21 protein-coding genes, 9 pseudogenes, 2 riboswitches and 1 other annotated feature are annotated in these 23,989 nt (G+C 38.3%); of the genes and pseudogenes, 23 read left to right on the top strand and 7 right to left on the bottom strand.

The genetic code is table 11. The features are described from left to right. The first annotated feature begins 75 nt into the window (after positions 1-75). The 6 genes and pseudogenes from JCM13188_RS15955 to JCM13188_RS15940 all read left to right on the top strand — a co-directional run bounded on the left by JCM13188_RS15955 (position 76) and on the right by JCM13188_RS15940 (position 4,002). Positions 76-1,549, top strand: a pseudogene (locus JCM13188_RS15955) (o-succinylbenzoate--CoA ligase). Between the two features lies 1 nt (position 1,550). After that, positions 1,551-1,808, top strand: a complete 258-nt coding sequence (locus JCM13188_RS19785) for an enolase-like domain-containing protein (protein ID WP_279401994.1) — start codon at positions 1,551-1,553, stop codon at positions 1,806-1,808. 37 nt (positions 1,809-1,845) lie between these two features. After that, entirely contained in the window at positions 1,846-2,031 is a 186-nt protein-coding gene (locus JCM13188_RS19780) for a hypothetical protein (RefSeq protein WP_279401993.1), read from the top strand. Further along, positions 2,028-2,651: an enolase C-terminal domain-like protein gene (locus JCM13188_RS19775; protein ID WP_369405102.1), complete on the top strand. Its 624-nt coding sequence runs from the start codon at positions 2,028-2,030 to the stop codon at positions 2,649-2,651. The genes JCM13188_RS19780 and JCM13188_RS19775 overlap by 4 nt, the downstream gene beginning before the upstream one ends. A 102-nt stretch (positions 2,652-2,753) precedes the next feature. Beyond that, positions 2,754-3,612 (top strand): annotated as a pseudogene (locus JCM13188_RS15945) (ABC transporter ATP-binding protein). Between the two features lie 63 nt (positions 3,613-3,675). Further along, a complete protein-coding gene (locus tag JCM13188_RS15940; RefSeq protein WP_054754905.1) occupies positions 3,676-4,002 on the top strand; it encodes a hypothetical protein in 327 nt (108 codons plus the stop codon). A 41-nt stretch (positions 4,003-4,043) separates the two neighbouring features. Here the strand turns inward: JCM13188_RS15940 and JCM13188_RS15935 are convergent, their stop codons facing one another. Both JCM13188_RS15935 and JCM13188_RS15930 read right to left on the bottom strand, forming a co-directional pair. Next, entirely contained in the window at positions 4,044-4,412 is a 369-nt protein-coding gene (locus JCM13188_RS15935) for a DUF6612 family protein (RefSeq protein ID WP_054754904.1), read from the bottom strand. Then, on the bottom strand, positions 4,400-4,681 hold the full coding sequence (locus tag JCM13188_RS15930; protein WP_054754903.1) for a hypothetical protein: 282 nt from the start codon (positions 4,679-4,681) through the stop codon (positions 4,400-4,402). The genes JCM13188_RS15935 and JCM13188_RS15930 overlap by 13 nt, the downstream gene beginning before the upstream one ends. A 215-nt stretch (positions 4,682-4,896) precedes the next feature. Between JCM13188_RS15930 and JCM13188_RS15925 the strand changes: the two genes are divergently transcribed. Together JCM13188_RS15925 and ytkD are read left to right on the top strand one after the other, a co-directional pair. Further along, the gene (locus tag JCM13188_RS15925) at positions 4,897-5,457 is read left to right on the top strand and encodes a hypothetical protein (protein ID WP_054754902.1); all 561 of its coding nucleotides are present in this window, start codon (positions 4,897-4,899) and stop codon (positions 5,455-5,457) included. 30 nt (positions 5,458-5,487) lie between these two features. Next, positions 5,488-5,970, top strand: a pseudogene (gene ytkD, locus JCM13188_RS15920) (RNA deprotection pyrophosphohydrolase). A 216-nt stretch (positions 5,971-6,186) separates the two neighbouring features. On the opposite strand, the pseudogene pckA reads toward ytkD, so the two are convergent. After that, positions 6,187-7,766: pseudogene (gene pckA, locus JCM13188_RS15915) on the bottom strand (phosphoenolpyruvate carboxykinase (ATP)). A gap of 317 nt (positions 7,767-8,083) precedes the next feature. Then, positions 8,084-8,193: riboswitch (SAM riboswitch) on the top strand. 149 nt (positions 8,194-8,342) lie between these two features. Between pckA and metK the strand changes: the two are divergent. From metK to JCM13188_RS15875, 8 genes and pseudogenes are all read left to right on the top strand, one after another. Continuing rightward, positions 8,343-9,543: pseudogene (gene metK / locus JCM13188_RS15910) on the top strand (methionine adenosyltransferase). Between the two features lie 76 nt (positions 9,544-9,619). Further along, positions 9,620-11,529, top strand: a pseudogene (gene asnB / locus JCM13188_RS15905) (asparagine synthase (glutamine-hydrolyzing)). A 304-nt stretch (positions 11,530-11,833) separates the two neighbouring features. Beyond that, a complete protein-coding gene (locus tag JCM13188_RS15900; protein ID WP_054754901.1) occupies positions 11,834-12,124 on the top strand; it encodes a MazG-like family protein in 291 nt (96 codons plus the stop codon). Positions 12,125-12,151: 27 nt separating this feature from the next. Then, a pseudogene (locus JCM13188_RS15895) lies at positions 12,152-12,959 on the top strand (pentapeptide repeat-containing protein). Between the two features lie 806 nt (positions 12,960-13,765). Continuing rightward, positions 13,766-14,011 (top strand): serine hydrolase, encoded by a 246-nt coding sequence (locus JCM13188_RS19770; RefSeq protein WP_279401992.1) that lies wholly within the window; start codon positions 13,766-13,768, stop codon positions 14,009-14,011. Then, positions 13,962-14,372 (top strand): serine hydrolase domain-containing protein, encoded by a 411-nt coding sequence (locus JCM13188_RS15885; protein WP_054754899.1) that lies wholly within the window; start codon positions 13,962-13,964, stop codon positions 14,370-14,372. Before JCM13188_RS19770 ends, JCM13188_RS15885 begins: the two co-directional genes overlap by 50 nt. Positions 14,373-14,433: 61 nt before the next feature. Next, complete coding sequence (locus tag JCM13188_RS15880) at positions 14,434-14,598, top strand: hypothetical protein (protein WP_279401991.1); 165 nt, start codon at positions 14,434-14,436, stop codon at positions 14,596-14,598. Positions 14,599-14,707: 109 nt separating this feature from the next. Next, positions 14,708-14,989: a hypothetical protein gene (locus tag JCM13188_RS15875; protein WP_054754897.1), complete on the top strand. Its 282-nt coding sequence runs from the start codon at positions 14,708-14,710 to the stop codon at positions 14,987-14,989. A gap of 56 nt (positions 14,990-15,045) precedes the next feature. Here JCM13188_RS15875 and JCM13188_RS15870 read toward each other — a convergent pair. The 3 genes and pseudogenes from JCM13188_RS15870 to JCM13188_RS15860 form a co-directional block, all read right to left on the bottom strand. Continuing rightward, positions 15,046-15,694: pseudogene (locus JCM13188_RS15870) on the bottom strand (HAD hydrolase-like protein). Then, the gene (locus JCM13188_RS15865) at positions 15,691-16,218 is read right to left on the bottom strand and encodes a gamma carbonic anhydrase (protein WP_054754896.1); all 528 of its coding nucleotides are present in this window, start codon (positions 16,216-16,218) and stop codon (positions 15,691-15,693) included. The pseudogene JCM13188_RS15870 and the gene JCM13188_RS15865 overlap by 4 nt, the downstream one beginning before the upstream one ends. 14 nt (positions 16,219-16,232) lie before the next feature. Continuing rightward, the gene (locus JCM13188_RS15860) at positions 16,233-16,607 is read right to left on the bottom strand and encodes a response regulator transcription factor (RefSeq protein ID WP_054754895.1); all 375 of its coding nucleotides are present in this window, start codon (positions 16,605-16,607) and stop codon (positions 16,233-16,235) included. A 38-nt stretch (positions 16,608-16,645) separates the two neighbouring features. Then, positions 16,646-16,728, bottom strand: a riboswitch (cyclic di-GMP riboswitch). A 140-nt stretch (positions 16,729-16,868) separates the two neighbouring features. On the opposite strand from JCM13188_RS15860, the gene JCM13188_RS15855 reads away from it, so the two are divergent. The 5 genes from JCM13188_RS15855 (at position 16,869) to JCM13188_RS15840 (ending at position 19,548) form a co-directional block, all read left to right on the top strand. Continuing rightward, the gene (locus JCM13188_RS15855; RefSeq protein ID WP_054754894.1) at positions 16,869-17,660 is read left to right on the top strand and encodes an alpha/beta hydrolase; all 792 of its coding nucleotides are present in this window, start codon (positions 16,869-16,871) and stop codon (positions 17,658-17,660) included. A gap of 11 nt (positions 17,661-17,671) precedes the next feature. After that, positions 17,672-18,556 (top strand): tetraprenyl-beta-curcumene synthase family protein, encoded by an 885-nt coding sequence (locus JCM13188_RS15850; protein WP_279401990.1) that lies wholly within the window; start codon positions 17,672-17,674, stop codon positions 18,554-18,556. Then, positions 18,522-18,749 (top strand): DUF2600 family protein, encoded by a 228-nt coding sequence (locus JCM13188_RS19765; RefSeq protein ID WP_279401989.1) that lies wholly within the window; start codon positions 18,522-18,524, stop codon positions 18,747-18,749. The genes JCM13188_RS15850 and JCM13188_RS19765 overlap by 35 nt, the downstream gene beginning before the upstream one ends. 30 nt (positions 18,750-18,779) lie before the next feature. Beyond that, positions 18,780-19,040: an NUDIX hydrolase gene (locus JCM13188_RS19760; protein ID WP_279401988.1), complete on the top strand. Its 261-nt coding sequence runs from the start codon at positions 18,780-18,782 to the stop codon at positions 19,038-19,040. 160 nt (positions 19,041-19,200) lie between these two features. Continuing rightward, complete coding sequence (locus tag JCM13188_RS15840; RefSeq protein ID WP_054754893.1) at positions 19,201-19,548, top strand: DUF3221 domain-containing protein; 348 nt, start codon at positions 19,201-19,203, stop codon at positions 19,546-19,548. A gap of 8 nt (positions 19,549-19,556) precedes the next feature. Here the strand turns inward: JCM13188_RS15840 and mnmM are convergent, their stop codons facing one another. Next, positions 19,557-20,120 carry a tRNA 5-(aminomethyl)-2-thiouridylate-methyltransferase MnmM gene (gene mnmM / locus JCM13188_RS15835; protein ID WP_054754892.1) on the bottom strand — a complete coding sequence of 188 codons (564 nt, stop codon included), beginning with the start codon at positions 20,118-20,120 and terminating at the stop codon, positions 19,557-19,559. A gap of 117 nt (positions 20,121-20,237) precedes the next feature. Further along, positions 20,238-20,453: a binding site (T-box leader), on the top strand. Positions 20,454-20,792: 339 nt separating this feature from the next. On the opposite strand from mnmM, the pseudogene leuS reads away from it, so the two are divergent. After that, positions 20,793-23,201: pseudogene (leuS, locus tag JCM13188_RS15830) on the top strand (leucine--tRNA ligase). Positions 23,202-23,335: 134 nt separating this feature from the next. Beyond that, positions 23,336-23,644 (top strand): rhodanese-like domain-containing protein, encoded by a 309-nt coding sequence (locus tag JCM13188_RS15825; RefSeq protein ID WP_054754891.1) that lies wholly within the window; start codon positions 23,336-23,338, stop codon positions 23,642-23,644. The last annotated feature ends 345 nt before the right edge of the window (positions 23,645-23,989 follow it).

Raw genomic sequence — 23,989 nt, 5'->3', positions numbered from 1 at the left:
CTAGAAAATTGACTGATAAATCTAGAAAACCGACCGATACGAACCGTACTTAATTTCAGACAAAGAGGGATCCATATGACCGTTATGCCTAATTGGTTAGATAAACGAGCTTACTTAACACCCCATAAGGAAGCCATCGTCTTAAACGATGGCTCCAAATATACATTCAAACAGCTTCAGCATGATGCCAAATCTTACGCCGCCTACCTTAAGCGGCAGGGTTTCAATAAAGGTGATCATATCGCCCTTCTCTCAAGCAACTGCTACGAATTTGCAGTTGTCATCCATGCGTTTCACTACATTGGCGCTGTGGCATTTTTACTCAATACGAGATTAACAGCACCAGAGCTTTTGTTTCAGTTAAAAGACGGAAAAGTCAAAGGTCTTATCTATCATTCCAAATATAAAGAAGTGGCGAACACCTTAAGTGAACAAGCTCACCTACAGTTAATAACAATGAGTGCGCCTAGGGAAGAGGAAATCACGGACTATGAAACTGAAATAGACTTAGATGAAGTCTCCCATATTTTATACACATCTGGTACAACCGGCAATCCAAAAGGAGTTCAGTTGACATATGGTAACCATTATTGGAATGCGTCTTCATCTGCATTGAACTTAGGACTTCATCAAGATGATCGCTGGTTGTTAAGCTTGCCGATGTTCCACGTTGGTGGATTATCGATTTTATACCGCAGCGTAATTTATGGAATGCCCGTTCATTTACATGAAAAATTTGATGTTGAAGCAATTCATCGTGATATTATGGAGCGCGGCGTGACCATCGTATCAGTCGTGACACTTATGCTAGAACAACTAATGGATCGTTTGGGACAAGAGCAGTATCCTAATACATTCAGATGCATGCTTCTTGGCGGTGGGCCTGCTCCAAAAACACTTGTTGAACAATGCCAAAATAGAAAAGTTCCTGTTTTCCAAACTTATGGAATGACGGAGACAGCTTCACAGTTTTGCACACTTGATGAAGATCATATGTTGGCGAAAATTGGCTCTTCTGGTAAGCCCCTATTTCCTGGGCAATTGAAAGTTGTCGAAAACGAGGACGAGTGCCCAGCTAATACAGTTGGCGAAATTGTCGTGAAAGGGCCGAACGTGACCAGAGGCTATTGGAAAAGAGAGCAAGCTAATCGTGAGGACTTCCAGAATGGTTGGTTCAAAACGGGTGACTTAGGTTACTTAGATGATGATGGATTTCTTTATGTTGTAGATCGAAGGAAAGATTTAATCATCTCTGGTGGCGAAAATGTTTATCCAGCTGAAATTGAATCTGTATTAAAAGGGCATAACGACATCCAGGACGCAGGTGTTGTAGGCATTCAAGATGACAGATGGGGTGAGGTGCCAATTACGTTTATCGTTAAAAAAAGATCAATCATTAATGGAAGAAGACGTGATTAACTACGCCACACAACAACTAGCAAAATACAAAGTGCCTAAACAAGTTTATTTTATCGATGAACTTCCAAGAAATGCATCAAGGAAACTTCAGCGCCATAAATTACTCGAATTCATAAAGGGTGAAAAGTAATATGATTAAACTTGATCATGTCAAAGTAAGACATGTCTCAATGAAACTAAAATCGCCATTTCAGACAGTCAATGGTCTTGTCGTAGTACGTGATACATTAATTATCGAAGCGCAAGATCAAGACGGACGAATCGGCTACGGAGAATGTGTGGCTTTCTCAGATCCCTTCTACTCACCTGAGACCACGACGACTGCTTGGGATCAGCTAAAAAACTTTTTACTGCCTATGTTAAATAAAAAGAATCGAACACCCGAGTGAGCTAAATGCGATATTTTCATCCATTCAAGGCCACCAAATGGCTAAGGCCGGAATTGAAACCGCCGTATGGGATTTATTTGCCAAGCAACAGGGCCAATCTTTAAAAGAAGTCATTGGCGGAGTTCGTGATGAGGTTGAAAGCGGCGTGGTGCTGTCACTCATGGATGACATAGAGAAGCAAGCAGAGGAATATAATAAAAAGGCTATAAACGGTTTAAGCTGAAAGTCCAAAAGGGCAAGGAAAAAGAAACGATCGAGCGCGTTCAAAATGTTGTAGGTGATGTGCCGTTAATGTTTGATGGAAACGGACAGTATGAACCCGAGGACATGTTATATCTTACTCAATTAGACGATCTCAATTTATTAATGATCGAACAGCCATTTAGAACCGATGACTTTTATTACCACCATCAATTAAAAAAGCAGACGATTACACCAATTAGTTTAGATGAAACGATAAAATCGGGACATGATGCGTTTCAGGCAATTGAACTTGAGGCGTGCGATCATATTAATGTGAAGCTAGGACGTGTTGGAGGTTATCAAGAAGCCTTACAAATTCATCGCTTTGCGAAGGTAGCAAATATGCCACTTTGGTGCGGAGGCATGTTAGAGACGGGAATCGGTCGCGCACATAATGTCGCGCTTGCTTCACTTGAACAATTTACACTTCCTGGGGATTTATCCGAATCTTCCCGTTATTGGGAGGAAGATATTATAGAAAAACCTTTTACAGTTAAAGATGGTAAAGTAAGTGTTCCAAGCAAGCCTGGTATAGGTGTTGCAGTCAATGAGAAGCTTTTAAATAAACGAACAATTCGTGAATTCACGCATACATTTTAAAAAATACAAGCTTTACATCTTGAAATGATAATGATTTTCATTTACAGTAAGAGTAGATACGTAAGGATTCGCGAATGTAAGAAATAAAGGGAGCGTTGACATATGGAAACCCTAACGGCGAATAGCTTAACGCTTGGTTACGGAGAAAAGGTTATAATTGATGAATTAGATATAGAAATTCCTAAAGGGAAAGTGACGGTCTTAATTGGAAGTAATGGTTGCGGAAAATCTACATTACTACGTTCGATGGCAAGATTGCTACAACCGAAATCAGGCAGGTAGTGTTAGATGGTAATGAAATCGCTAAGATGAACACGAAAGAAGTTGCAAAAGAAATGGCGATTTTACCACAAGGGCCATCGACTCCAGAAGGATTATCGGTTTATCAGTTAGTTAAAATGGGTCGTTACCCATATCAAGGTGTTTTTAAGAAATGGTCACAAGATGACGAAGATGCCGTGAATAAAGCGTTAGAAGATACAAACTTAATGGATCTTAAATATCAATCAGTTGATGAACTATCTGGTGGACAGCGTCAACGTGCCTGGATTGCGATGACGTTAGCACAAGATACGGAGTTAATTTTATTAGATGAGCCGACAACCTATTTAGATATGACTCATCAAATCGATATTTTAGATTTATTATTTGAGTTAAATGAAAAAGATAATCGCACGATCGTTATGGTGCTCCACGATCTGAATTTAGCTTGTCGTTACGCGGACCATATTGTTGCGATTAAAGATAAAAGGTATATCAGACAGGTCAACCTGAAGATATCATCACGTGTGATCTTGTTTATAATGTATTCAATATGAACTGTGACGTGACATATGACCCGCTATTTGGAACGCCAATGTGCATTCCACACGGAAGAGGACGCTGCATACTAGCAGAAGCTCACGCTGAGAAAACAGGCGTTAGAAATAACTGTGTAACCCAAACTCTTAAGGCTAACTAAGCTTTAAGAGTTTTTTTGTATATGATTATTAGTTTTGTCCACATTAATAGTGAGGTGGATAAGATGGAAAAACGTAAATTTTATGTCAATGTTGAGTCGCGTGAGATTTCTGAGCTAAAAGCAGGTAACAATGATGAATTTATAATCTACGGAACACCAGAGCAGATTATAGAGCTTCGTGAGTGTTTTGAAGACATGGAGCATGCTGATATGGGAACATTCTGGAGATCTCATATGCCGTTTAAAGAATATCATCGTGACGAGGATAATGATGAGTTTGACCAATGCCTGTTAAAGGTTTATAAAATGATTCACGATCTCGGAGATGAGAATGCTAAGCAACATGTTGAACAAATGCCTTTTTATGACGAATTAAATAAACTGGATTAAAAACACCTGCAGGTTCATGACCTGCAGGTGAGTATAATTAATTAGATATCTTTTTGCTTGTTTATTAAAGTCGTAATAGTTTCGTGAGATTTGTTGATCAATGGATGTTTTGTTTTGATCACTTGTAAAGCTTGTGTGGATAGACTGGACGTTTTTGATTCCTCATCAATCTTAATTTCGATGTTAACTTCATTAATTTTTAGATCAGATTGACTGATAGGTAATTCAGATCCATTCAAAGTAGCCGTTTCGATTTGATTTTTCACAAATGACTTAAAGTTTTCCCCTTTACCACTCATGGTTAAAACATACGAATTTTCCTTCTCGTTTAACTCAAATTGATCTTCCATGGTTTGAAACAACTCTAGTAGAACAGGTAGATGTCGTTGTTCGTTAATTAAATCCGGCAAACGAGTGAACGGCTCGTTTGAAATTTTTCATTACTAGACTTCTCATAAAGCTGTTCATTTTTATATACTAGCGTGATTTTTTCCGAATTTAAATTTAAGTCAGTAATAAATTGAAAAGGATCTGATTCTATGTATGTCGTTTCATCCTGTTTTACTTTAATAGGCTCGTTTACCTCAGGCACCACAACTTCTTGTACAAGTGAATAATCCATCATGTAGTTCTCGACTTCATCCAAATTAGAAATTGTTTGATTAAAAATGCTACTCACTGTAACTTTTTCATCTTTTGTTCGTCACTATTACAACCAGTTAAAAACAAAAAGATTAAAACAAAAAAAAAAATGTTAAAAATTGTCTCATTAATATTCCCCCTAATAGTTCATTGGTTCTATTTTCATCTATAAACAAATATAGTGTTTATATAGTATTCGAAAGTGGAATACCATTTATGAGAGTTAATTTAATAGAAAAGGTGGGAGGCATCATGAAGAAAGTCGTATATTTAATCACATTATCAGCACTCATTTTACTAGCTATTCCATATTCACTATCTGATATAAATGCAGAATCAAATACTTATCATGCAAATGATTATACAACACATCAGACTTCTTCAAAAGTAGCTTTAGGACAAGCTAAAATTACTAAGGAACAGCAGGAACTAACAAATAAACAGGTAAAACAAGTATTAAACCAATTTATGAATCATTTAATTCAAGAGACAAATGATCAGTATCAAGTGGTAAACTATCAGTCACTTGAAGAATACAAATCTAGTTTTAAAGGTATGGCAAATTCAAAGGTAGTAGATTTCTATGTTGATGAAATCTATTATGAAAAAGGACAAGCCCTTTACCTTAAAGGAATGGATTTACCACCATGGTTCGAAGAGGAACAAGAATTTAGTAAAGAGTCATTAGATCACAACACTTATCGCATTACTCAAACAAACCAATCAGACCTTTACGGGAATTATAGAATTATCGTCGATCTAAAATTGAATGAAGACGGCGAACCGTATATAATAAACGTACAATACCAATAATTCTCGAACACAAAGGAATGGAACCATTGCGTGGAAGTATTCAAGGACTATTATAACAACACAGTCAAATTAGTAATTGGAAAAGAAGCATTCTCTAAACAACCGAAGCATGTATGGGTGATTGCCCGTCATAAAAACCAGTGGCTTTTAACCAAGCATGGTGACCGCGGAATTGAGTTTCCAGGCGGTAAGGTTGAAGATGGAGAAATAGCTGAAGAAGCAGCTATTCGCGAAGTTAAAGAAGAAACAGGTGGTTTAGTTTCCGAACTTTACTTTATCGGCCAGTACTATGTCGATGGTAAAGGAGGCGAATTATTAAAAACATCTATTTCGCCGATGTGGATGTTTTAGAAAACGAAGATCACTACTTCGAGACGGAAGGTCCAGTGTTATTGGACCAGCTCCCTAAGAACATTAAGCAGGACAAGCGTTTTTAGCTTTATGATGAAAGACCAGGTTCTGGTCAAAGCGATGAAAATAGTTAAAAAACGGTTTTATCATAGCACTCGATGATATCGGGTGTTTTTTATTTGGGCAATGTCTCAAAGAATATTGCTTATGTCTCATAAATGGCCCCGAATGTCTCATAAATTAAACTCAATGCCCATTTTCGACAAGGTTCGATTCCTAAATTGAACATTAAATGTCCCAAAACAATAATTAGTGTCTCGAACTATATAACTTTTGACATAAAAAAGACGCTCCAAAGTTGGAACGTCTCAAGAAATATTATTTATATGTTGGACCAGCTTGACGTATATCGTCTGTCACGTGGTCGAATTTCTTAAAGTTGTCGTGGAACTTACTTGCGAGTTCTTTTGCCTTATGGTCATAAGCGTCTTTGTCATTCCAAGTCTTCTTAGGATTTAACACGTCACTTGGAACACCAGGACAGTGCGTTGGGATGGCTAAACCAAAGAATTCGTCTTTAGTCGTTTTCAACGTTATTTAACTCACCCTCTAATGCCGCTTGAACCATAGCACGTGTGTATCCTAATTTCATGCGGCTTCCTTCGCCATATGAACCACCAGTCCAGCCAGTGTTAACTAAGAATACTTGAGCGTCATGCTCATCAATTTTCTCACCTAACATTTTTGCATATTCAGCTGCAGGAAGAGGTAAGAATGGTGAACCAAAGCATGCTGAGAATGTAGCTTCAGGCTCTGTTACTCCACGCTCGGTACCAGCTAATTTACTCGTATAACCACTTAAGAAATGGTACATCGCTTGTTCTTTAGTTAGTTTACTGATTGGAGGTAATACTCCGAATGCATCAGCTGTTAAGAATACGATTGTATTTGGATGGCCAGCAATACTAGGTTCAATATATTATCAATATGGTCAATCGCGTAAGCTGCACGCGTATTTTCAGTTAAGCTTGTGTCATCATAATCAGGTAAGCGCGACTCTTCATCAACAACAACATTTTCTAAAACAGCTCCGAAACGAATTGCGTTATAAATCTGAGGTTCTTTCTCTTCAGATAGGTTCACGCATTTCGCATAACAGCCACCTTCGATGTTGAAGATCCCGTTTTGTGACCATGCATGCTCATCATCACCAATTAGACGACGATTTGGATCAGCTGATAACGTTGTTTTACCTGTACCAGATAGGCCGAAGAATAACGCAACATCACCTTCTGCACCAACGTTTGCTGAGCAGTGCATTGGTAGCACATCTTGTTTCGTTGGTAGCATGTAATTCATCACAGAGAAGATGGACTTCTTAATTTCACCAGCATATTCTGTACCACCAATTAGTACAATGCGATGTTTGAATGATACGATTACAAACGCTTCAGAATTCGTGCCGTCCACTTCAGGGTCTGCTTTGAAGTGAGGCGCAGATACAACTGTAAATTCTGCGTTATGATCACTTAGTTCTTGTTCAGTAGGTCTAATGAATAACTGATTCGCAAACAGGTTATGCCATGCAAATTGAGTCACAACCTGAATAGGTAAACGGTACTTCTCATCAGCACCTGCAAAACCATTAAACGTAAAAATTTCATCTTGTTCAGATAAGTAATCAGTTACTTTATTGAAAAGGTTTAAGAAAATATCTTCACTGATTGGTTGGTTAACAGAACCCCAATCCACCTGATCTTTTGTCTCTTCATCTTCGACAATAAATTTATCTTTAGGCGAACGACCTGTATATTTACCAGTCGTAGCACGCACAGCACCAGTGATGTTAGAAGACCTTCTTCTCTAGAAAGAATACGTTCTACTAAACTGGCAATCGGCAAATTCGCCTGATTATTTTTATGTTGAGTAAGCTGGGATACGGACGCTTGAACATTCATCGTTTTCACACCTAACCATCCTTTACAATACAAAATTTATCATTTTATAAGTTTATTTGTTTAATAGTATAACACATTTATTTTAATAAACCATACTAATTAAACATTTTTTCAAAATTTCTTTTTGACGTCCTTTATTATAAATTAAAACTTAAGCCTGTCATAGTGATAAGGTTATAGTTTTGTGAACTGTTTTTTAACATTAAAATATAAGCAATAATAAACTATATTTTATAAATTATGCAGCGAGGTGAAGTTGGGGCAATATCCATTGACACTCGGGGCGTTTCAAGTTATTATAAATCAGAACGGTATATCTCTTATCCAGAGTAGTGGAGGGAACAGGCCCTATGAAACTCAGCAACCATCACATGTTGTGACAGGTGCTAACCTGATGCAGGGGAAGTAGTCCCTTGAACGATAAGAGTGAAAGGCCATGAACGATGAACCTTTCCTCGCAAAGTGGAAAGGTTTTTTCTTTGTTTTGGTTAGAATAAAAAGTAAACGGATAAAATGTTGCTTTTCACATAATAAGAGAGCCGTTGAAGAAGATCTAATCGAGGAGGAAACGATTATATGACACATCAACGTCGACTATTTACTTCCGAGTCCGTAACGGAAGGGCATCCAGACAAAATCTGTGACCAAATTTCGGATGCCATTTTAGATGAAATTTTAAAAGAAGATCCAAATGCGAGGGTGGCATGTGAGACCACAGTTACGACAGGTTTAGTACTAGTGACAGGTGAAATCTCAACCACGACATATGTGGACATCCCGTCTATTGTAAGAGAAACGATTAAGGGAATTGGTTATACACGTGCCAAATACGGGTTTGATGCCGAAACTTGTGCCGTGCTAACTTCTATTGATGAACAATCAGCAGATATTGCGCAAGGTGTCAACGAAGCATACGAAAAACGCGAAGGCAGTATGACTGATGAAGAAATTGAAGCAATTGGAGCTGGAGACCAGGGGCTCATGTTCGGTTATGCAACAAATGAAACAAAGGAATTAATGCCACTACCGATCTCATTATCACATAAGATTTCAAAACGTCTTAGCGATGTGAGAAAATCGGGCGAACTTGATTACTTACGTCCAGATGGGAAAACTCAGGTTACTGTTGAGTACGATGATGATGGCAGGCCAGAGCGAGTGGATACGATTGTCATATCTACACAACACCATCCGGAAATTGAACTTAAACAAATTAATGATGATTTAATTGAACATGTCATTCGTCCCGTTGTTCCAGAACACTTAATCGACGACGGCACAAAATACTTCATCAACCCTACAGGACGATTCGTCATTGGAGGTCCTCAAGGTGATGCTGGCTTAACTGGACGTAAAATCATCGTTGATACTTACGGCGGATATGCTCGACATGGCGGCGGAGCATTTAGTGGTAAAGATGCAACGAAAGTAGACCGTTCAGCAGCTTATGCGGCACGTTACGTTGCGAAAAACATTGTAGCTGCGGGTCTTGCAGAAGCGTGTGAAGTTCAACTAGCTTATGCTATTGGTGTTGCGCAGCCTGTATCAATCTCAGTGAACACATTTGGAACGGGTAAGGTTAAAGAATCCGTTATGGTCGAAGCCATTCGTGAAACATTTTGACCTTCGCCCAGCAGGAATCATTAAGATGTTAGACTTAAGAAGACCAATCTATAAAAAGACAGCAGCTTATGGTCATTTTGGACGAACAGATGAAGATTTTACTTGGGAACATACTGACCGCGTTGAAGATTTAAAAAAATTTATAAATAATTAACGCATATTGTGACAAAACTTACCTTATAAACGTCTATATAATGAATTTAATATGACTTTATAAGGAAGTGTTGTCTGTGTGCGGTTTTATTGGACTAGTAAATAAAGTACCTAGTGAACCGAAGGACGTTTTTAAACAAAAGCTAAAGCGCGCAAATCAATTAATGACTCATCGAGGACCAGATGATGAAGGTTATTATGTTGACTCGTATGTATCATTTGGTTTTAGAAGATTAAGTATCATTGATTTAGAAGGTGGGCACCAACCATTATCCTATGAAGATGAGCGATATTGGATGGTGTTTAATGGTGAGATTTATAACTATGTAGAATTAAGAGAACAATTAATAGAAGAAGGTTACGTGTTTTCAACCGAATCTGATTCAGAAGTGATTTTAGCGTTATTTTCTAAACATCGTGAGGAAGCCTTTAATAAGCTTAGAGGGATGTTTGGAATTTTAATATGGGATAAGCAGGAAGAAGTCCTGTTTGGAGCAAGGGACCCGTTTGGTATTAAACCATTATTTTATTCAACTAAACCAGAAGGGACTTACTTTGCATCTGAGAAAAAATGCTTACTTAGTTTAATGAATGATGACCACGAACTTAATGTGGAAAGTCTTCAGCACTATCTAAGCTTTCAATTTGCGCCTGAACCTTATACGTTAACGAAAGACGTTTATAAAGTTGAGCCTGGTCATTATTTTAAGCTCAATCCAGGTGAGACGCCAGTTTTTCATAAATACTATCAAGTTGATTTTAAACCAGTTAACATGGAAAAACAGAAGCTAATCTCTAATATTCAAGATTCATTAGTAGACTCTGTGAATAAGCATATGCGTAGTGACGTTCCGGTGGGTTCATTCCTATCTGGAGGTATTGATTCGACGATCATGGTCGCACTCGCAAAAGAGGTGAATCCTGGTCTTAAGACGTTCTCTGTTGGTTTTGAACGAAATGGGTATTCAGAGGTTGAGGTAGCTAAAGAATCAGCTGAAGCATTAGGTGTAGAAAATATTTCTTATACGATTACTCCAGATGAATTCGTATCAAGACTACCGAAAATTATTTGGCATGCTGATGATCCACTAGCTGACCCAGCCTGTGTACCTCTTTACTTTGTTAGCCGCGAAGCTAGTAAACACGTAACAGTAGTGTTATCTGGTGAAGGGGCAGATGAATTATTCGGCGGATACAATATATACAGGGAGCCACAGTCTCTTGAAGTGTTTAACTCGATTCCTAAACCAGCTAAAGATCTTCTTGGAAGAGTCGCGAATGTATTACCTGAAGGGGTTAAAGGCAAAAGCTTTTTAATGCGAGGAACAACACCGTTAAACGAGCGATATATTGGTAACGCAAAAATGTTTGAAGAAGCAGAAAAATCTTCATTACTTAAAACTTACAACAGCGCATTTCCATATCAAAAATTACGGAGCCTTTATATGAACAAGTGGCAGATCAACATCCTGTCACACAAATGCAGTATGTCGATATGCATACTTGGATGCGCGGAGATATCTTACTAAAAGCCGACCGAATGACGATGGCTCATTCATTAGAATTACGCGTGCCATTTTTAGATAAAGAAGTTATGAACGTCGCAAGCCAAATACCAGTTGACTATAAGATTGCGAACGGAACGACGAAATCCATTTTACGTGAAGCGGTTCAAGGAATCGTTCCAGAACACGTCTTAAATCGTAAAAAATTAGGATTTCCAGTACCCATCCGTCATTGGTTAAAACATGAACTCTATGACTGGGCGCGCAATCTAATTATAGATAGCCAGACAGACCATTTGTTAAATAAAACGTACATCCTTAATTTACTGGATCAACACTGCGCTGGAAAATTAGATTACAGCAGAAAAATTTGGACTGTCTTAATGTTTATGCTATGGCACCAAATTTTTGTAGAAGGTGTATACAAACAAGAAGACCTCGTTCAAGATCAAAGCTTTACGCAACAAAGGATGTCATCATAAGGGAAATGAGCATTGAGTAAGAAACAAACTCAATGCTCATTTTTATTTGAGCTATTATTCGGGATGGCTGCAATTAGCCCAATAATATTTAGTAAAAATCCAATAATGATAAAAAAAGTTCTGACTAGAAGTACCTTCAACAATAGTTGAGCCGAAAATCATTAAGCTTAAACCAAAATCATGATTCTAATTGACGTCATACATTCACTCCTTACTCGGGTGATCCTCCTAGAATAATTTAAATTTTATCATATTCTTTTGGAATATTGTGTTAACATTTAGGTAGTGATTAAGGAGTGGTGATATGGAACTCTTATTAAATGAGATTCAGCAATTAAGCCAAAGAGAACCAAAGACAATCGAACAAATGGCACTGAAATTGGCAGAAGAAGCGGGTGAAACAGCGCAAGCCGTACTATCCTATCAAGAAGCAAGTGGTAGCGGATATAAAGGTTTAAACCTGGAGGATGTGAAAGAAGAATGTGTGGATGTATTACTCGTTACGTTGTCGTTGTTCTATCAAATTAGTGATGAGGATGAGTTACAAAAACTACTCAGTCAAAAACTTAGAAAATGGGAAAGTAAAATAAATTAAAATATTATTTTTGGGAAGTGCCTAGTAATGTCTGTTGACTTTAAATCGGATTGTAGTAATTGTTTTGGATTATGTTGTGTAGCATTGCCTTATGGAAAATCTGCTGACTTTCCATTTAACAAAATGGTGGAGATCCATGCCGTCATTTATGTTCAAATAACTTGTGTGCGATACACGACCAATTGAGGCAGAAGGGCTTTCAAGGTTGTGTTTCTTATGAATGTTTTGGAGCCGGTCAACACGTTTCACAATCACTTTATAATGGCAAAGATTGGCGTGAAGATGCTGAACGTGCAGAAGAAATGTTTACTGTATTTCCTCTTGTTCAACAACTGCATGAGATGCTTTGGTATCTAGAGCAAACTCTTACGTTAGTCGAAACACAATCGATCCAAAGTCGTTTGCAAAAGGTTTATGATGAAACATTTGAACTTACTATAAAAAACCATATGAGATTATAAAAATAGATATCGTGGCACATAGAAGTAAAGTGAACGATTTGTTAGTAGAGTCAAGTGAAATGTATAGAGCTTACTGGAGTAAAAAAGACAAAAGGAAATTGAAAGATAGATCACATTTATTAGGAGCTAATTTAAAAGGGTTAGATCTACAAGGCGAAGACTTCCGCGGGAAACTAATGATTGCATCAAATTTAAGTCATAGTAACTTGAGAGGATCTGACTTTATTGGTGCCGACCTTAGAGACGCAGATTTATGTGGTGCTGACTTGAGGGATGTTCTCTTTCTTACGCAGTCTCAAATCAATTCAGCGATTGGTGATGGTTCTACTAAATTACCAAGTTATTTAGAGAGACCAGGTCATTGGATTAGATAATTATCCTACTGTTGTTGTGATTACAAGATCTAATGAGATAGGAGGTAATTATGAAAAAGTGGACAATATATCAAATCTTGATGTTATTTTTAATTTTCTTTCAGATGTGGTTTTTAGAATATATAAATGAAATAAGAATTATTCAACATTCACCTAACGGTTGGTCTGCTATAAACTCTGCATTTGTTACTTTTCTTATTATGGCTTTAGTCATAACGTGTTTTTATCTCATTTTTTTGTTTGAGTCTAAAAAGAAAAAGTTTACTTAACCATTCGATCTGGCTAAGATGCCAAAGATATGTGTTACTGTAGGAATTTTATCTGTCATTTTATTTTTAATAGGTGGAACTGTTGGGCCTGTTATGGCTTGGGTAGAACAATGGCGATCACTACTTTATGTATTTTTAATTTATTTTCTGTTTTTGATTTTCCTTTTTATTTTTTCAATAGAACATAAAAGGCATCAATTCACGCAACGAAATGATAAGTCAGTACATATTTCTTATATTTGGACGCTCTTGTTGTTTTTCGCTCTGTTCTTTCTATTTTAAAAAAATTAATGTTTCTAGCGAAGAATTTCACTTAAACCATTGAGGCGAACTCGCATAGTACGTTTATGGGCATAAGTTGAACTAGAAAGGGAGGAGGGATATATATGGATATCCAAAACAAAGGTCCAAAAAATTTTCGACAACGTTACAAAGAAAAAGCGAATACATGAATTTGTTCTTCTTGTAGAAAACTCTACTGGAGATGTATCATACAGCTTTGGGTATGGTGGTAAAAATGTAGATACGCCACTCTTAATGGCTAGTATCACAAAGCTCTTCACAACCACTTGTATTTTTATATTGAGAGAGCAGGGGAAGCTTCAACTTGATGATGAAATAGCAAGATATTTAGATGAGGAAACACTAAGGAATCTTCATGTTTATAAAGGTCGAGACTATTCTAATAGAATTACTCTCTCAAACTTATTGTTTCATACAAGTGGTTTGAGAGATGTCATTGAAGAGGGTAGTAAAGAGTCGAAAAAAACGTGCAATTTATGAAGATGTGCAGACCAATTTTAATGACACTATATTAAAGACGAAGGATATCAAACCACACTTTGCACCTGGAACGGGTAAAAGGGCTCATTACGCAAATATAAATTTTGAAATCCTCGGAAGAATAGTTGAAATAGTTACTAATTCAACATTGGATGACGTATTTAAAGAATTAATTTTCGATCCTTTAGGACTTGAAAATACTTATCTACCAAAAGGTGAAGATGATTATATCCCATATGTTTACTTTAGAGATACTGCCCTATACCGCCCAAAATTACTAAGAAGCATTCGTGCAAGTGGCGGTGGTGTTTCAACGGCTCGTGAGTTAATGGTGTTTATAAAGGCACACGATCTTTCATGAACTTAAAGTAAATAATAGATTACAGGCTTCCATGCTTCCTATTCATTACAGCGCGGGATATATGAAAATTCCACTAGATGGTCTTGCAACACTTTTTATGGGAAAAGGTGAGTTAATCGGTCATTCTGGATCAACAGGTTCCCTAGCATTTTACTATCCAGAAAAGGATATGTTTTTATTGGAGATGTCAATCAAATGGAAAACCCCGCAATTCCTGTGCGGCTAGCGATGCGACTTGCTATGTCTATGAAATCATGAAAATAAGTGAAGGTCGCATCTTGAAACATAGATTAATGTATTTTGAACAATTATTAATATACTTTAGGAGAATGTGTATGCCTAGAACTTGGGTACCAGTGGTTATTACATTATGCGTGATTATTGCTTGTTTATTTATATTAACGTCATTGAATGCTTTAACTTTGTGGACGTTTCTATTAGTCGTTTTTGGTGGTCTATACGTGATATCGTTTATTGTGGATCGCTTTCATAAGAAGCATAATCTAAAGCCTGATTATAACAAGAGAGCAAGGAGTAAAACTAATACTAAAGAAATTGACCAAGATAATCATACGGAGCAGATGAAACATATAAATGGACCGCGTGGGATGTTATAGAAACAAAACATTTCGTTGAAAATATTTAAGGCGATTGGGTCAGTTCCCAAACGCCTTCAGATCTCTATGTATTTAATTTCCGCTAAATCATCAATCACATAATCAGCCTTCGATAGTTCATCTTCTCTAGCAAAATCGAACCTGCATCCGATTGACGTTAACCCATTGTCATTCCCAGCTAGAATGTCAGACAACCGGTCACCTACTACGGCACCTTTCGAGATATCATATTTCTGAACAATACTACTTACTAAATCACTTTTGTTCAAAGAATCGATTTGTTCAATACTGAAAACTTCAGACACCCATCGGTTTAATTGGTAATAGTTCGTAATTGCTGCAAGATACTTCGTTAGACCATTACTAGCAATGAAAATTCGAACGTTTTGATCGGTTAATTCTTTAAAAAATTTCTTCAACATTAGGATAAAGTGCACCATTACCGTGCTGAATGTTCTCAATCAACCGTTCTAGAAAGTAAGCATCTACTTGATCACGCTCTTGAATAGTGAAATCAGGTAATAACGTTTCCCACACTTTAGGCAATGGAACGCCCATGATGTTACGGTACTGATCAATTGGCGTTTCATTAACCCATTTATTCTGAGACCTTAAGAAGTTAAAAGTATGATCTAATGAAAGCTCTAGAATTTTATCTGTTTGAAATAACGTCCCATCCATGTCAAAAATGACAGCTTTAGTCATGGTGTATCTCCTTGGTCTTGTAGCTTTTTATAGACTTGTCCTTTTTCAATATAAGTTTCTCTAACGCGCTCTAATTCTTGATAATCTTCATCATTTAACTCACGAATGACTTTGGCAGGGCGGCCGAACGCAAGTGTATTAGGCGGAATCTTTTTACCTGGTGGGATAAGGCTTCCTGCACCGATAAAAGCATTTTCGCCAATTTCAGCCCCGTCTAAAATCGTCGTACCCATCCCGATTAACGCATTTTTTCTGATGATTGCTGAATGCAGTAACACTTGGTGTCCCACTGATACGCCATCTTCTAAAATAAGCGGTTGGTTTGGACTTTGGTGTAACATCGACTGATCTTGAATATTGACGTGATCGCCGATGTAAGTAGGCGACACATCTCCGCGAATGACGGTTTTGAACCAAATACTACTATATTTTCCAATCGTCACATCACCAGAAATGACGACATCATCTGAGATATAAGCTGTTTCGTCTATTTTTGGATATTGTCCTTTATAAGGAAGGATCATGGTGTGTGCCTCCTTTAGTTATACCGCTTGTCCTTCAAATATTGTTCGAGTGCATTTGGTAGTAGATTAAAATTAGGTTTCGCAATAAAATCTTTAGCTCCCAACTTAAAGCATTCCGTTTGACTAAACTTACTTGAAAGTGATGAAAAAACGATAACCTTCGCATTTGGATACAGTTTGACCATTAATGATAATGTTTTAAAACCATCAAGCCGATCCATGGTTAGGTCTAACGTCACCGCATCTGGCTTTAACTTGCGGTAGATGGATAAGGCTTCAATTCCATTCGAAGCTTCTGATACAACTTGATATTTTGACGAATTATGTAAAGTCTTCTTGATGCTTTGTCTGATAAACTTTGAGTCATCCACGATTAAAATTTTATACATATTTAAATCACTCCTTCTATTTTGCAAACACTAGAAGTGATTGCAACCCGGCTACCATAGTAGATTCCGTAGGCCCGTGGCTTTGCGTCCCTTACTTTCATAAGGTTTGCCTTTAAAATATAGTACCATATTCTTAGGATAAAGAACACATTTCGACAAGTTTTGTTCATAAAATTGCTGAAAGTATCAAGTTGTTATTCTTTTAGTGAATTATGCTAATATGTTATTAATGATATTTTTGTGAAAATAGGGGGAGTTGTGATGATTGTAAAACACGCTGATCAACCAAAAGGAGTAATTGTTGCTGTACACGGTGCGTTTGAGCATGCAGGGCGGTATGAATGGCTCTTTGACCGGTTTAATCATTTCGGTTTTCATGTCGTAGCTGGTGATTTACCTGGTCAAGGGACGACCAAAGGTAAACGCGGACATATCAGATCATTTACTGAATATATCGTAACCGTTTTATCTTGGATTGATGAAGCCAAAAAGTATGACTTTCCAGTCTTTTTGTTTGGTCATAGTATGGGCGGGTTGACGGCCATTCGTACGGTTCAGCAGCATCAAACCGATGTAAATGGTATTATCTTATCCTCACCAGCTTTAGGGATGAAGAATGGTTTAGCTAGACCCGTTTATTTTGCATCAAAATTACTCAATGTCGCAACTCCTTCTATTCGTTTTAAAACGGGCGTTAGATCAGATATGGCAACACGTAACGAAGGATATAAAGCCCATGATGTGTCAGATCCATTGTTTTTAAGAAAAGTATCCGTTCGTTGGTATCATGAATTTGAAAGGGCTATTGCGCTCGCATTTAAAAAGATTCATAAATACCCAGACATTCCAACGATTCTACTTCAAGGTGGGGATGATCACTTAGTCGATGTTGAAGCGGTTAAAGAGTGGTTTAACTCAATCGATGTCTCCGATAAATCTATTAAAATCTATGAAGAACTTTACCACGAGATTTTAAACGAACCAGAGAGAGAGTTGGTTTTAAAAGACGTTATCTCATTTATAGATCAACACCTAAATGAAGATTCAGTATAGGAGGATTTACGTTGTCAGTTAATGTCCCGAAAACGTTGCCAAAACTACTTTTCACATGTTACAGACATATCTTTCCCGAAGTTCGAACCAACTTAAACCGTTGGGAGAATTTTGCCGAACGCGTACCAAATGACGAACTGAACAAGCAGGCAAAAGCAAGCATTGATACGAAAACCTTTCACTGTGAAGGCGGGGCGATCTATGCAACTTTGGCTAAGAGTCGGTGGAAAGAAGCGGTCAAGTTTATTGTGGCTTATCAGACCATCAGTGATTATTTAGACAACCTTTGCGACCGCAGTACATCGATGGATCCTGATGACTTCAGACGTTTACATGATTCGATGCTCAATGCCATTTTAAATGAACCTGTAAATGAACATCCGAATTATTACGAACTTAGAGAAGATCAGGATGATGGTGGTTATTTAGCTTCATTAGTTGATACTTGTCAGGAGGTTGTTCAAAAAATCCCGAATTATGAGCGTGTTTACCCAGCTGTCAGACGACTCGCACAGTTGTATATCGATCTTCAAGTTCATAAACACGTCAAGCTCGATGAACGCGTGCCGAGGCTCACAGGTTGGTACGATGAAGAGAATGAGCACGAATTTGTTTTGTGGAATGAGTTTTCTGCTGTGACAGGTTCGACAATTGGCATTTTTTCTATCATTTCATATGCACTAGACGGTTACGATTATAGCGGACAGGTTATGAAGGCTTATTTTCCTTACATGCAAGGGCTACATATTTTACTGGATTACTACATTGATCAGAATGAAGATGAACAGGAAGGCGATTTGAATTTCTGTCATTACTATGAAGACGAACATAAAACGATAGAACGGTTAAAATTTTTTATCGATGGCAGCAGGATGTCGACGAAAAAAACTCCCTGACTCTGACTTCCACCAGCTAATTGTGTCAGGGCTAGTCGGCTTATACTTATCGGACCTGAAAGCAGATGAGCTTCATGACGGCGAACGGAATAGGAAAGACCTTCTTCGCCATAGCGGGATGAAAGCTCAGATGATTTTTATGAACGGACGAGCATATCGAAAGTGGAAGAAGAAGAAAGGGTTAGGCGAGTAAAAAATGTTTCAATGAATGGGGAGTGTGTAAATGAAGCGAGTTGACGTTGCATATACGCTATTATTTGATGAAGAAACGAATAGAGTTTTAATGGTATTAAACAGAAACAAATCCTGGTCCTTGCCAGGCGGGGCTGTTGAAAAGGAAGAAACGTTAACGGATGCAGCCATAAGAGAAGCTAAAGAAGAGACAGGCTATGACGTTGAGGTTCATGAAGTCATTGCTATAAATGAGGCGTTTTATGGATGGAAACCATGTTCACTTTTTTTACATTTAGAGGGGAAATTATAAAAACTCCAGAGGTCATTCCAAATGAAAAAATATTCTCAAAGTAGAATGGGTTGATTTAGAGGAAGGCGATCGGTTAATGCCTTATCATCCTGAAGGAATCTCTCGGTTACTTAACTTTTCAGGTGCTAGATACTTACTACAATCATAAGGTAGGATATTTATGAAAACAATTAGTAGCCTTATGTTCATACTGGCGTTGTTCCTGCCAGCGTGCTCAGAGATTACAAATGAAGAATTAGACCCTCATCAATCTAACGTGTTTGATGGTCACATAATAGAGATTAAGGGTTCTAGAGTGCTTGTCGTAGCAGGGTTGACTAAAGATGAGGCAACGTCTATGAATGAAGCATCCTTATTAGAGGTAGAGAACCCACCTGATGCTGTTTGGTTCGAAGTGGACTCGGGCTCTCAGTATGATGTAGGTGATCATATTCGGGTGAGATATGATGGAATGGATGCATCGTATCCTGGTCAAGCCGAAGCGGAAAAAGTACAAATTGTGCAGTGATGACCTACCTATTTTTTATGAATCGCAACCACAAATGGCGCCCGATCACTTCGATTGACCAATTGATAACGAATGATATCCGCTTTTTTAGCAGGGAAGATTTTTAAGTGATTTAGCAATGCATCTTTTTCAGCCTGACCTTCCTCATGCCCAGGATATATCACAATGACAATATACCGCATAGGTTTTAGCATAGAGAAAAGTTGCTCGATTGCTTGGATCGTCGTCTCACTACTAGTCGTGACTGCCTTATCACTGCCAGGTAAAAAGCCTAGGTTAAAAATGCATCCATCAATGGAATCTACATGTCTTTTATGGAGTTCATCGCCAGCTTTTTCATGACCGTTAAAAATTGTCGTTACATTATGTACATCGTGTTCGGCAAAAAGCTTTTCCGACTGCCGGATCGCTTCCTCCTGAACATCAAAAGAGTAAACAAGCCCGCTTTCTCCAACGAGCCCACTTAGGAACACACTATCGTGCCCATTTCCGAGTGTGGCGTCAACAACAATATTGCCTTCTGTAATAGTTTCTTCTAATAAACTGTGCGCATATGGAATGATTTGTTTCATTGATCTCTTCCTTTAATAAAAGTTCATACTTATAATATCATGACACATTGGTTAATAATATAAAATAAAAGTTGACATTTACCAGTTCATTGCATAGAATATGTATTAAATTAAAATAGTCCGACGTTAATGAAGGAGTAGTAAAGAGCTCTGTAAGCTTTTCAGAGAGGTAGCGGTTGGTGCGAGCTATCCTTACAACTTTTGAACTCGCCTTTGAAGTTGACCATCTGAACCGAAGTAAGATGGACCGATTCATCCGCGTTAAGGATTTCAAGTGAGTACTTTTATTGTACTAATTTGGGTGGTACCACGGGTAATACTCTCGTCCCAACTACGGTTGGGGTGGGAGTTTTTTAGTTTAGGTTGTTTTATTCAATTAAAATGGTAAGCGAAGGCGGCGACTCCGGGTCGGCTAAAAGCGGTCACGTCCTGCGCCTGCGATTACTCGGCGCAAACTTAAGCAAAGAGGTAATGCAAGTAGCATTTGTGACCAACGCCGACACTAGAACGTCCAGTTCGTCGCGGGAACAGCACGAGCTGAAAATCCCCTAAAACGAATGTAGTGAGTTTTAGGAAGTTGAAGCCGTGCCCACGGAAAGCGTCCGCCGTTAGTAAACCTAAAACAGCCTTATATATTCAGAAGTGGAATCTAAAATTTTAGGAGGAGTTTATATGGCGTTCGATCATCAAAGCATTGAACAAAAATGGCAAACCTATTGGGAAAACAATAAAACATTCAAAACCACGCCGATTCGGATAAACCGAAATTTTATGCGTTAGACATGTTCCCATACCCATCAGGAGCAGGCCTTCACGTCGGTCACCCTGAAGGCTACACAGCAACAGACATTGTATCCCGCATGAAGCGGATGCAAGGATACGAAGTTTTACATCCAATGGGCTGGGATGCGTTCGGCTTACCAGCTGAACAATATGCAATAGATACAGGGAATAGCCCTGCTGAATTTACTGAACAAAACATCGCGACATTCAAACGCCAAATTAAATCACTTGGCTTTTCATACGACTGGGACCGTGAGATTAATACGACGGATCCAAACTACTACAAGTGGACGCAGTGGATTTTCGTCAAAATGTACGAAAAAGGACTCGCTTATATGGATGAAGTCGCCGTTAACTGGTGCCCAGCACTAGGAACAGTTCTAGCAAATGAAGAAGTCATCGATGGTAAAAGTGAACGCGGTGGGCATCCAGTTGTTCGTAAGCCAATGCGTCAGTGGGTGCTAAAAATCACCGAGTATGCGGACCGCCTGCTTGAAGATCTTGAAGAACTTGACTGGCCTGAGAGCCTTAAAGATATGCAGCGCAACTGGATTGGAAAATCAGAAGGCGCTGAAATCACATTCCAAATCGCAGATACAGGCCATACCTTTAAAGCGTTCACGACTCGTCCAGATACGATTTTTGGTGCGACCTATGCTGTGCTGTCACCAGAACATCCACTTGTTCAAGACATTACAACGGATGAGCAGCGTGAAGCGGTCAATCAATATATGAATGACGTTCAAACCAAAAGTGAACTCGAGCGTACCGATCTTGCAAAAGATAAAACAGGCGTGTTCACGGGCGCTTATGCTATAAATCCAGCTAATGGTGAAAAGATGCCAATTTGGATTGCCGACTACGTGCTTATGACTTACGGGACAGGAGCTATTATGGCCGTTCCAGCACATGATGAACGCGACTACGAATTTGCGACGAAGTTTGAACTACCAATTGTCGAAGTCGTATCAGGTGGAAATATCGATGAAGAAGCTTACACAGAAGACGGTACGCTTGTAAACTCAGACTTCTTAAATGGACTTAACAAAATGAAGCTATTGAAAAAGCAATCGCTTGGTTTGAAGAAAATGGCCACGGTGTTCGCAAAACGACTTATCGTCTACGCGACTGGCTATTTAGCCGCCAGCGTTATTGGGGCGAACCAATTCCAATTGTGCACTGGGAAGATGGAACGATGTCAGCTCTTGACGAAAGCGAGCTACCATTAGAACTACCTGAAACAGATCAAATTAAACCGTCTGGTACAGGTGAATCACCACTTGCGAACATTCCGGAGTGGCTTGAGTACACAGATCCTAAAACAGGTAAAAAGGGCCGCCTTGAAACGAACACAATGCCACAATGGGCAGGAAGCTGTTGGTACTACCTACGTTATATCGACCCAGATAATGATGACATGCTGGCAGACCCAGAAAAACTTAAAAAGTGGCTACCAGTAGACCTTTACATTGGAGGAGCAGAACACGCCGTCCTTCACCTGCTTTATGCACGTTTCTGGCACAAGTTCTTTATGACCTTGGTGTTGTACCAACTAAAGAGCCTTTCCAAAAACTCTTTAACCAAGGTATGATTCTTGGTGAAGGTAATGAAAAAATGAGTAAATCAAAAGGTAACGTTGTAAACCCTGATGATATCGTAGATTCTCATGGTGCAGACACACTTCGTCTTTATGAAATGTTTATGGGACCACTCGATGCATCTGTAGCGTGGAGTACAAATGGTCTTGACGGGGCACGCCGTTTCCTTGATCGTGTGTGGAGACTATATGTTGAAGATGATAAGCTATCTTCCCGCATCCAAGATGAAGCTAGTAGCGATCTAGAGAAGGTTTATCATGAAACGGTTAAGAAAGTAACCGAAGATTTTGCTAATCTTCATTTCAATACTGGAATTTCACAGATGATGGTCTTTGTAAATGAATGTTATAAAAATGAAATTCTGCCACGCGAATATGCAGAAGGTTTTATCAAGATGCTATCACCAGTAGCACCGCATATGGCTGAAGAGATTTGGTCACTGCTTGGGCATGAAGGTACGATTACTTATGAAGAATGGCCAACATATGATGAATCCAAACTTGTTGAAGACACTGTGGAGATCGTACTTCAAGTCATGGGTAAAGTTCGCGGACGTGCGGAAGTACCTAAAGAAGCTTCTAAAGATGAACTAGAAGAACTAGCTCTTAAAGATGAACGCGTCCAAGAATGGATCGAAGGAAAAACGGTTAGAAAAGTCATCGTTGTTCCTGGAAAATTAGTCAACATTGTAGCCAACTAATAATATAATTAGTAGAAACTATATCAACGTCCTCAGACGACAAACGTTTGGGGCGTTTTTCAATTGTCTAAATTGACATAGATAAAATAACTTATATATGATGGAAATACATAGAGATAGAGAGGAGAATCATGATGAGTGAAGAAATTCGCGAAATCACACCAGAACAATTAGAACAAGACCTTGATTCAGGGAAATATGAAGTCGTAGACGTACGTGAAGACGAAGAAGTAGCAGGAGGAATGATTCCAGGAGCTAAGCATGTTGTTCTTGGTTCGATTCCTGAGCGTTTAGATGAGTTCGATCAAAATAAAGAGTACGTCATGGTATGCCGTTCGGGTCGCAGAAGTTATAATGCCTCTCAATATTTACAAGAAAACGGCTACAACGTTCATAACTTAAAAGGCGGCATGCTAGAGTGGAAAGGCGATGTGATCGCTTAAGTTAGTTGTTTAAATGCCTGCAGTAAGCGACAAGTATGATTCTTATTAAAAAATATAGAAAAAACTATTGACTTATATGCTTGTGCGTAATATTATATATCTTGTCGCTTTTGAAGCGGCGCCTTAAGAAATATTAAATTAGCTATTGACGAAGTAATACATTTCGTATTATGATGTCACTTGTCGCCCTAAAACGACAACACAAATTCGGATAACAAAAATATTGACTTTTAACATCAAAATGTGATATATTAATTGTTGCCGATAGATATGGAAGGTTTTAAATTGAAAATTCATTTAAAAAAGTTATTGACTTTTGTTTACCTTCCATGATATATTTGTTGA

Origin of the sequence: Piscibacillus salipiscarius JCM 13188, assembly GCF_001311865.1 — a bacterium.
GTDB classification, from domain to species: Bacteria; Bacillota; Bacilli; order Bacillales; family Alkalibacillaceae; genus Piscibacillus; species Piscibacillus salipiscarius.
This window is presented reverse-complemented; position numbering and strand designations above follow the sequence as displayed.